Genomic DNA, 9,794 nt, shown 5'->3' on the forward strand with positions numbered 1-9,794 from the left:
GGGGTGGTCCGGGCCGAACAGGATCGGTGCGAGGCTGCGCGTCGCCAGGCTGCGCGGGCTGGCCAGCGCCTGGGCGAGGTCGGCCAGTTGCTGGTCCTTGGTGCGCGAAACGTCGGCATCGCGGAAGGCGGGATTGCGCACCACATCGGCCAGCAGATCGAGCGAGGGTGCCAGGTTGGGCGTCAGCGCGGAGAGCATGACCGCCGAGGCATCGAGGTTCGCCGCGACCGACAAATGCGCGCCGAGCCGTTCCTGCTCTTCGGCGATCTGGGTCGCGTCGCGGTTCGCCGTGCCTTGATCGAGCGTGCCCAGCATCAACCCCTGTGTGCCGGGGCTGTCCTGCGCGTCGGCAGCGTAGCCGGCGTCGAAATTGAGGCTGACCAGTACGGTCGGAACCGAGGTGCGCCGCGCCAGCACGACGGGGATGCCGTTCGAGAGCGTCGCGCGTTCGAGGGCCGGGAAGGCAAGGTCGCCCACCGGGGCCACTTCGGGTGACTGCCGCTTTGGTCCGGCCGCCAGCCTTGGCGCCTTCTTCCTTGCGTCGGGCTTAGGCGGTTTGCTGGTCGCTTCATCGCCCCAGCCGCCCATCAGCTCGCCCTTTTCGGTGCGCGTACCGGGGCTGATGACCAGCGAATAGACCGGTCGGCCAAGCCAGCGCTGTACCGCGCTCTGAACGTCGGCCGGGGTCAGCGCGGCGATCCGGGCGAGGTCCTTCTTGATCTGCAGCGGATCGCCCGAATAGAGCAGCCCTTCGGCAAGCTGCGCACCCTTGCCCGAAAAGCCGCCAACCTGTTCGAGCCCGCCGATCTGCGAGGCGACCGTGGTGGTCGCCGCGCGGCGCAGTTCGTCTTCGGTCGGCCCTTCGGCGATGAACTGGTCGATCACCCGATCGAACTCGCGTTCGGCTGTCGCGCGGTCGACCCCCGGCTTGATTTCCATCGTGATCATCAGGGTCGAAACCTGTTCGAACTGCATCACCCCGGCGCTGACCGAAACGGCCACGCCCTTGCCGCGCACCAGTTCGTTATCGAGCCGCGACGAGGCGAGGCCGCCCAGCACGCGCAGGCCGATGTCGAGCGCGGGCGCGTCGGGATCGTTCAGGCCCGGCCCGCTCCACAGGCGGTAGACCTGGGTCACGGGCACCTGATCGGTCATCTCGCGGTGCAGCGGTGCGGGTAGGGTGACGGGGCCGGCTGCAACCTTCTGCACATCCGGCCCGCGCGGGATCGCACCGAACCACTTTTCCACCTTGGGCCGGGCGGTCGCCGCGTCGATATCGCCCGACAGGACCAGGATCACGTTGTTGGGCGCGTAGTTATCGCCAAACCACTTGCGCACGTCCGAGAGGCTGGCGGCGTCGAGGTCGGCCATCGAGCCGATGGTCGAGTGGCGATAGGGATGCCCGACCGGAAACAGTCCCTCGTTGATCGCATAGTCGGCAAGGCCATAGGGCTCGTTGTCACCCTGGCGCTTCTCGTTCTGGACGACGCCGCGCTGCTTATCGAGCTTGTCCTGGCTGACCGCGCCCAAAAGGTAGCCCATCCGGTCGCTCTCCTGGAACAGTGCCAGGTCCAGCGCGCCGGTCGGCACGGTCTCGATATAATTGGTCCGGTCGAACCAGGTCGAACCGTTGGTCGAGGTGGACCCGGCGGCTTCGAGCGGGATGTCGAAATTGGGCACATTCTCGCTACCGCCGAACATCAGGTGTTCGAACAGGTGCGCAAAGCCGGTGCGGCCCTTGGGCTCGTTCTTCGAGCCGACGCGGTAATAGACGGTGACGCCGACGATGGGGGCCTTGCGGTCGGTGTGAACGATGACGCGCAGGCCGTTGTCGAGGGTGAAGCTCTCGTATGGGATGTCGACCGCCTTGACCAGTTCGCTGAGCGGAGCGGGCATGACGGGGGGCTGCGGCGGGACGACCGGTGCCGGGGCCTGCGCCTCGAATATCGGATCGCCGGCGAGCCTCGGTGGCGTGGTTGCGGCGCAGGCAGACAGGGCAAGCGCAATGAGCGAGGCGGGTAGGAAACGGCGCATGAATACTCCGGCAAGGCAGGCCGCCGGTGAAGCGGCTTGGTCCAGCCTTGCACACCATAAATCGATCAACGGCAAGGGGGCAGCGCCCGGTGTCGCTGCTGGCGGCGGTGCTTGCGGCGCGGGCCGAACTGTGGAAGCCTGCGCGGGTTGGCTGAGCGCAGGAGCCTGACCATGCAAATTGAAAGATTCGCGATTTCGCGCAGGCGGTTGATCGCCGCGTTGGGCGCTGCGGTGACGGCAGCGGCACTGGCCGGGCCAGCGCGGGCAGCGGGGCTGCTGGGGTCTCTCAATGGCCTGCTCGGGCAGGCGTCCGATTCCGCGCTCGACAAGCTGGCCCAGCCGGGCGCGTTCTATGCCGATCCGGCGGTGCGTATTGCGCTGCCATTGGTTGGCGGATCGACCGGTGTGGTCGGGCAGGTGCTGGGCGGGGCAAGCAAGCTGGGCCTGACCGACGGCTTGGTGCGCAAGCTCAACGATGCGGCGGGGCTGGCCGCAAGGGAAGCCAAGCCGATCTTCCGCGCCGCGATCGACCGCTTGCAGCTGAGCGACGTGCCGGGGATCGTCAAGGACGATACCGGGGCCACCCAGTACCTCCATCGCAGTGCGGGCGACGAGCTCAAGGGCAAGCTGCGCCCACTGGTCGATGCCGGGCTCAAGCAGGTCGGCGCCTTCACCGCGCTCGACAAGCTCAGCCGCAAGTCCAGCCTCACCCAGCTTGCCGGGATCAGCCACGATAAGCTGGGCAATTCGGTAACCGAACAGGCGCTTTCCGGCATCTTCAAATATATCGGCGGGGAGGAGCAGAAGCTGCGGGCCGATCCGCTGAAGCCTGCCGGATCGCTGCTGCAAGGACTGTTCAAGAAGGGCAGCTGACCAGTATTTGCGCCAGCGCAATGTCGCCGGCCCGCTTCTCTGATGAATTTATCGAGTTGCCCCTTGTGTTGCCGATAAGCAACACTACCTCATGGTGTGACAGGAGGCTGATACACCTATGAACCTCGAAAAATTCACCGACCGCGCCAAGGGCTTTCTCCAGAGCGCGCAGACCGTGGCGATCCGGCTCAACCACCAGCGGATCACGCCCGAACATATCCTGAAGGCGCTGCTCGAAGATGACGAGGGCATGTCCGCCGGGCTGATCCAGCGCGCGGGCGGCAATACCGGCGTTGCCCAGGCCGAAGTCGACAAGGCGCTGGCCAAGATTCCGGCCGTGTCGGGCAGCGGCGCACAGGCGACCCCCGGCCTTGAAAGCGATGCCGTGCGCGTGCTCGACCAGGCCGAACAGCTGGCGACCAAGGCGGGCGACAGCTTCGTTTCGGTCCAGCGGATGCTGCAGGCGCTGGCGCTGGCCACCACGACGGCGGCAGGGCAGGCGCTGAAGGCCGCCAACGTCGATCCCAAGGCGCTTGAAGCCGCGATCCAGGAACTGACCGGCGGGCGCACCGCCGACAGCGCCAGCGCGGAAAACGCTTATGACGCGATGAAGAAGTACGCGCGTGACCTGACGCAGGCGGCGCGCGACGGCAAGCTCGATCCGGTGATCGGCCGCGACGAGGAAATCCGCCGCACCGTGCAGATCCTTGCCCGCCGCACCAAGAACAACCCGGCGCTGATCGGCGAACCGGGCGTGGGCAAGACCGCGATCGCGGAAGGCCTGGCGCTGCGTATCGCCAATGGCGACGTGCCCGACAGCCTCAAGGACCGCAAGCTGATGGCGCTCGATATGGGGGCGCTGATCGCGGGGGCGAAGTATCGCGGCGAGTTCGAGGAACGGCTCAAGTCGGTGCTCGACGAGGTGAAGGGCGCCGAGGGCGAGATCATCCTGTTCATCGACGAGATGCACACCCTGATCGGGGCGGGCAAGGGCGAGGGCGCGATGGATGCATCGAACCTCCTCAAGCCTGCACTCGCGCGCGGCGAACTGCACTGCATCGGCGCGACGACGCTGGATGAATACCAGAAGTACGTCGAAAAGGACCCCGCGCTACAGCGGCGGTTCCAGCCGGTGTTCGTGGGCGAGCCGACCGTGGAAGACACGATCTCGATCCTGCGCGGGCTCAAGGACCGGTATGAACTGCACCACGGCGTGCGGATCACCGACAGCGCGATCGTGGCGGCGGCAACCCTGTCGAACCGCTATATTGCCGACCGCTTCCTGCCCGACAAGGCGATCGACCTGATGGACGAGGCCGCCAGCCGCATCCGCATGGAGGTGGAGAGCAAGCCCGAGGAAATCGAGGTGCTTGACCGGCGGATCATTCAGCTCAAGATCGAGGAAATGGCGCTCGCCAAGGAAAGCGACCAGCCTTCGAAGGATCGCCTCGCGGCGCTGAAGGAGGAACTGGCGAACCTTGAACAGCAGTCGGCGGTGCTTACCACCCGCTGGCAGAACGAGCGCGACAAGATCGCGGCCGAGGGCAAGATCAAGGAACAGCTCGACGCGGCGCGGATCGAACTGGAACAGGCGCAGCGCAGCGGCGATCTCGCCCGCGCGGGTGAGCTGTCCTATGGCCGCATCCCCGAACTCGAAAAGCAGCTCGCCGAGGCCCAGGGCCAGGCTGAAAACGCCCTGCTGCGCGAGGAGGTGACGGCCGACGACATCGCTGCCGTGGTCAGCCGCTGGACCGGCGTACCGGTCGACCGGATGATGGAAGGCGAGCGCGAAAAGCTGCTCAAGATGGAAGAGGTGATCGGCAAGCGCGTGATCGGCCAGAAGGATGCGGTGGTTGCCGTGTCCAAGGCCGTGCGGCGCGCCCGCGCGGGGCTTCAGGACCCGAACCGGCCGCTTGGCTCGTTCCTGTTCCTTGGGCCCACGGGCGTGGGCAAGACCGAACTGACCAAAGCGCTCGCCGGGTTCCTGTTCGACGATGACAGCGCGATGGTGCGCATCGACATGTCGGAGTTCATGGAAAAGCATTCCGTCAGCCGCCTGATCGGCGCGCCTCCGGGCTATGTCGGCTATGACGAAGGCGGCGTGCTGACCGAGGCGGTGCGGCGCCGACCCTATCAGGTCGTGCTGTTCGACGAGGTCGAAAAGGCGCATTCCGACGTGTTCAACGTCCTCCTTCAGGTGCTCGACGATGGCCGCCTGACCGATGGGCAGGGCCGCGTGGTGGACTTCACCAACACGCTGATCATCCTGACCAGCAACCTCGGCAGCCAGTACCTCGCCAACCTTGACGAAGGGCAGGACGTCGACACGGTCGAGCCGCAGGTGATGGAAGTCGTCCGGGCGCATTTCCGTCCCGAATTCCTCAACCGGCTGGACGAGATCATCCTGTTCCACCGTCTGGGCCAGGAACACATGGCACCGATCGTGGAGATCCAGGTTGGCCGCGTGGCCAAGCTGCTCAAGGACCGCAAGATCACGCTCGACCTGACCGACGCGGCGAAGCGCTGGCTCGGCCGGGTGGGCTACGATCCGGTCTATGGCGCGCGTCCGTTGAAGCGCGCGGTGCAGCGTTACCTGCAGGATCCGCTGGCCGAAAAGCTGCTGGCCGGGGAGATTCCCGATGGCAGCAATGTGAAGATCGACGAAGGCGACGGCGCGCTCAGCATCAACACGGTTTGAATGTCTGGTTCGAAATCCCGACTAGCCGGGATTTCTGACGCGGCACCGGCCCGCTCCCCCTGCCCAACCTCCCCGAGAGTACCCTGTGGGTGGTTGGGCAGGGGGAGTGGGCCGGTGCCGCACCCGAAACGCCAGTTTCGATCCAGACTCTGAGTCTGCTTGACCACGGGGCTGGTCCGGCTTAACCGAGCGATTAAATCAAGATCGCACGGAGAGTCGGACCATGCCTACTGCCTATATCGTTGATGCCGTTCGCACCGCTGGTGGCCGCCGCAATGGCCGTCTTGCCGGCGTTCACCCGGTTGACCTTGCCGCCACCACGCTCGACGCGCTGGTAACCCGCACTGGTGTCGATCCCGCCGCGATCGAAGACGTGATCATGGGCTGCGTCAGCCAGGGCGGCCAGCAGGCCAACCAGGTCGGCCGCATGGCCGTGCTCGCTTCGAAAATCCTGCCGGAATCGGTTCCGGCCGTCACGATCGACCGCCAGTGCGGTTCCTCGCAGCAGGCGATCCACTTTGCCGCCCAGGCCGTGATGTCGGGCACCCAGGACATCGTCCTTGCCGCCGGCGTCGAAAGCATGACCCGCGTGCCGATGGGCTCCACCGCGGTGCTCCACATGAAGGAAGGCCTTGGCAACTATCGTTCGCCGGGCATCGTGGCGCGCTATGGCGAAGCCCCCTGGACCCAGTTCGCTGGCGCCGAAATGATCGCGCAGAAGCACGGCTTCACCAAGGAAATGATCGACCAGTTCTCGCTTCAGAGCCATCTGCGCGCGATCGCGGCGACCAATTCGGGCGCCTTCAAGAACGAAATCATTCCGATCGAGATCGAAACCTCCGAAGGCCCCGCACTGCACACGGTTGACGAAGGCATCCGCTTCGACGCCAGCATCGAAAGCATTTCGGGCGTGAAGCTGCTTTCGGAAGGCGGCGTGCTGACCGCAGCCAGCTCGAGCCAGATCTGCGACGGCGCCTCGGCCGCGCTGATCGTCTCGGAAGAAGCGCTGAAGCGTTACAACCTGACCCCGCTGGCCCGCATCCACACTCTGGCGGTGACGGCTGGCGATCCGGTGATCATGCTGGAAGAACCGCTGTTCGCGACCGACAAGGCGCTGGCCAAGTCGGGCCTCAAGATCGGCGACATCGACCTTTACGAAGTAAACGAAGCCTTTGCCTCGGTGCCGATGGCGTGGCTCAAGCACACCGGTGCGGACCCGGAAAAGCTCAACGTCAACGGCGGCGCGATCGCACTGGGCCACCCGCTCGGCGCTTCGGGTACCAAGCTGATGTCGACCCTGCTGCACGGCCTCAAGGCGCGCGGCGGCAAGTATGGCCTCCAGACGATGTGCGAAGGCGGCGGCGTCGCCAACGTCACGATTGTCGAAATGGTCTGATCCAACCCAGTTCGGTCCCCGGAGCATTCCCGGCGGATTGTGCTGCGGCGGCCGGACTTTCCTGAAAATCCTGAGAGAGAGGGAATTCAAATGAAGCTCGACAATACTGTAGCCGCTGTCGTCACCGGTGGCGCTTCGGGCCTTGGTGCGGCGACTGCCCGCGCGCTGGCCGCCAAGGGCGTTAAGGTCGCGATCTTCGACCTTCAGGCCGAAAAGGGCGAGGCCATGGCCAAGGAAATCGGCGGCGTGTTCTGCGAATGCAACGTCACCAGCGAAGAAAGCGTCGATGCGGCGTTTGAAAAGGCGCGTGCCGCCCACGGCCAGGAACGCATCCTCGTCAACTGCGCCGGGACCGGCAATGCGATCAAGACCGCCAGCCGCAGCAAGGAAGACGGTTCGATCAAGCACTTCCCGCTCGATGCCTTCAACTGGATCATCCAGATCAACCTCGTCGGCACGTTCCGCTGCATCGCCAAGTCGGCGGCCGGCATGATGACGCTCGATCCGCAGGAAGACGGCGATCGCGGCGCGATCGTCAACACCGCTTCGGTTGCCGCCGAAGACGGCCAGATGGGCCAGGCTGCCTATTCGGCCTCGAAGGGCGGCGTGGTTGGCATGACCCTGCCGATCGCCCGCGACCTCGCCTCGGAAAACATCCGCGTGAACACCATCCTGCCGGGTATCTTCGACACCCCGCTGCTCGCCGGTGCCCCGCAGAACGTGCGCGACGCCCTGGCCGCGACCGTGCTCAACCCCAAGCGTCTCGGCAACCCCACCGAATACGCCAATCTCGCCATGTGCATGATCGAGAACGGCTACTTCAACGGTGAAGACGTGCGTCTCGACGGCGGCATCCGCATGGCTCCGCGTTAAGCGACGTTACGGCGCGTGGCCCCGCCGCCCGTGGGGCCACGCCGCTGACCTGAAATCAAAAATCACGGGAGAGGGCAATGGGTTATTCGCAGATCTCGCTGGATATCAGCGAGGGTATCGCCACGCTGACGCTGAACCGTCCGGAAAAGCTCAATGCCTTCACCGGCACGATGATGAACGAAATCATCGATGCGATGGATCGTACCGACGCCGATGACAGCGTGCGGGCTGTGATCTTCACTGGCGCGGGCGAGCGCGCCTATTGTGCCGGGGCCGATCTGACCCCCGAAGATGGCCGTACTCCCTTTGCGAACAATGACCCGGTCGAAACCCTGTCCGATCCGCGCGTGCGCGATGGCGGCGGCCTGCTGACCCTGCGTCTTTATCAGTCGAAGAAGCCGCTGATTGGCGCCTGCAACGGCGTGGCCGTGGGCGTGGGTATCACCATGCAGCTGCCGATGGACATCCGCCTGGCTTCGGAAAACGCCCGTTACGGCTTCGTCTTCGCCCGCCGCGGGATCGTGCCGGAAGCCTGCTCCAGCTGGTTCCTGCCGCACCTGGTGGGCGTGCAGCAGAGCCTCGAATGGTGCATGACCGGCCGGATCTTCGATGCACAGGAAGCACTGCGCGGCGGCCTCGTCCGTTCGGTCCACCCGCAGGGCGAACTGATGGATGCGGCGCGCGGCCTGGCGCGCGAAATCGCCGACAACACCTCGGCCATTTCGGTCGCAATGACCCGCGCGATGCTTTGGCGCATCCACCCCGGTGCGCACCCGATGGAGGCCCACAAGGTGGACAGCCGCGCGATTTACCGCCTGTCGAAGGGCATGGACGCGAAGGAAGGTGTGCAAAGCTTCCTCGAGAAGCGCCCGCCCGCCTTCCCCGGACGCGTTTCCGCCGATATGCCTGACTTCTACCCGTGGTGGGGCGAGGAGCCGCCGTACGAATGAGCGAAGCTGCGAAACAGGCAGAAAACGATACGCCGGCAGGCGCGCGCGAACTGCTGCTGCAGACCGCGTCGGACATCATGCGCGAGGGCGACATCGTCGACATATCGCTGTCTGAGCTTTCGCTGCGTTCCGGTCTGAATTCGGCGCTGGTGAAATATTATTTCGGTAACAAGGCAGGGCTGATGAAGGCCCTGCTGGACCGCGACATGGCCGATATCGTCGCCTCGCTGGACGCGCTGATGGCCAAGGACATGGCCCCGGAAGTGCGGCTGCGGCGGCACATCGGGGCCATGGTCGATACCTATTTCAAGACGCCCTACCTCAACCGGCTGCTGATGCGCCTGGTGCGCGAAAGCGACGACGAGGAGGCGCAGCGCATCGCCAACGCCTATCTGATGCCGCTGCACCGGGCCTATGATCGGTTGATCAAGGACGGGGTGAAGCAGGGCGTGTTCCGCGATGTGAACCCGCAACTGTTCTATTTCACGGCCACCGGCGCGGCCGACCGGTTCTTTTCGACCCGGCTGGTGCTGAAGCACTGCTTCGACACCGATACGCTGACCGAAGACCTGCGCGATGCCTACCGCGAGCATTGCACCGACTTCATCATGGCCGGTATCCTGGCTCCCAAGTGATGGGCCCGAAATGACCGAGGCATGGCACATCGGCGTGATTGGCGGTTCAGGCCTGGCCGCCGGGATCGGGCTCGAACGGGCGCAGGAAATCGAAGTTTCGAGCCCGTTCGGACTGCCCTCGGGGCCGGTGACCATGGGCTGGCTCGGCGATGTGCGCTTCAGCTTTCTGCCGCGACACGGCCCCGGACACCGGATCCCGCCGACAGACGTCAACTTTCGCGCCAACATCGATGCGCTCAAGCGCTGCGGCGTGACCGACGTAATCGCGCTTTCGGCAATCGGATCGCTCAATTCCGCGATGGCGCCGGGACACTTTGTCGCGGTTGATCAGTTCA

The 9,794-nt window shown here is 65.3% G+C and carries 7 protein-coding genes and 1 pseudogene; 7 read left to right on the forward strand and 1 reads right to left on the reverse strand.

The window, feature by feature from the left end; genetic code table 11:
• Positions 1 to 2,034 (reverse strand): M16 family metallopeptidase (locus tag ACE3SN_RS14775; protein WP_374531271.1); only part of this gene is annotated, 2,034 nt, incomplete at its 3' end.
• Positions 2,035 to 2,205: 171 nt separating this feature from the next.
• Here ACE3SN_RS14775 and ACE3SN_RS14780 point away from each other — a divergent pair.
• From ACE3SN_RS14780 to ACE3SN_RS14810, 7 genes and pseudogenes are all read left to right on the forward strand, one after another.
• Positions 2,206 to 2,907, forward strand: a complete 702-nt coding sequence (locus tag ACE3SN_RS14780) for a DUF4197 domain-containing protein (protein ID WP_374531273.1) — start codon at positions 2,206 to 2,208, stop codon at positions 2,905 to 2,907.
• A gap of 118 nt (positions 2,908 to 3,025) precedes the next feature.
• Complete coding sequence (gene clpB, locus ACE3SN_RS14785; RefSeq protein ID WP_374531274.1) at positions 3,026 to 5,605, forward strand: ATP-dependent chaperone ClpB; 2,580 nt, start codon at positions 3,026 to 3,028, stop codon at positions 5,603 to 5,605.
• Positions 5,606 to 5,828: 223 nt separating this feature from the next.
• Positions 5,829 to 7,001, forward strand: a complete 1,173-nt coding sequence (locus ACE3SN_RS14790; protein WP_374531276.1) for an acetyl-CoA C-acetyltransferase — start codon at positions 5,829 to 5,831, stop codon at positions 6,999 to 7,001.
• 90 nt (positions 7,002 to 7,091) lie between these two features.
• Entirely contained in the window at positions 7,092 to 7,874 is a 783-nt protein-coding gene (locus ACE3SN_RS14795; protein ID WP_374531278.1) for an SDR family NAD(P)-dependent oxidoreductase, read from the forward strand.
• A 77-nt stretch (positions 7,875 to 7,951) separates the two neighbouring features.
• The gene (locus ACE3SN_RS14800) at positions 7,952 to 8,824 is read left to right on the forward strand and encodes a crotonase/enoyl-CoA hydratase family protein (RefSeq protein WP_374531280.1); all 873 of its coding nucleotides are present in this window, start codon (positions 7,952 to 7,954) and stop codon (positions 8,822 to 8,824) included.
• Positions 8,821 to 9,459: a TetR family transcriptional regulator gene (locus ACE3SN_RS14805; RefSeq protein ID WP_374531282.1), complete on the forward strand. Its 639-nt coding sequence runs from the start codon at positions 8,821 to 8,823 to the stop codon at positions 9,457 to 9,459. The genes ACE3SN_RS14800 and ACE3SN_RS14805 overlap by 4 nt, the downstream gene beginning before the upstream one ends.
• Positions 9,460 to 9,469: 10 nt before the next feature.
• Positions 9,470 to 9,794 (forward strand): annotated as a pseudogene (locus tag ACE3SN_RS14810) (S-methyl-5'-thioadenosine phosphorylase); the annotation flags it as partial.

This window comes from Novosphingobium sp. (genome assembly GCF_041915465.1).
Classification (GTDB): Bacteria; Pseudomonadota; Alphaproteobacteria; order Sphingomonadales; family Sphingomonadaceae; genus Novosphingobium.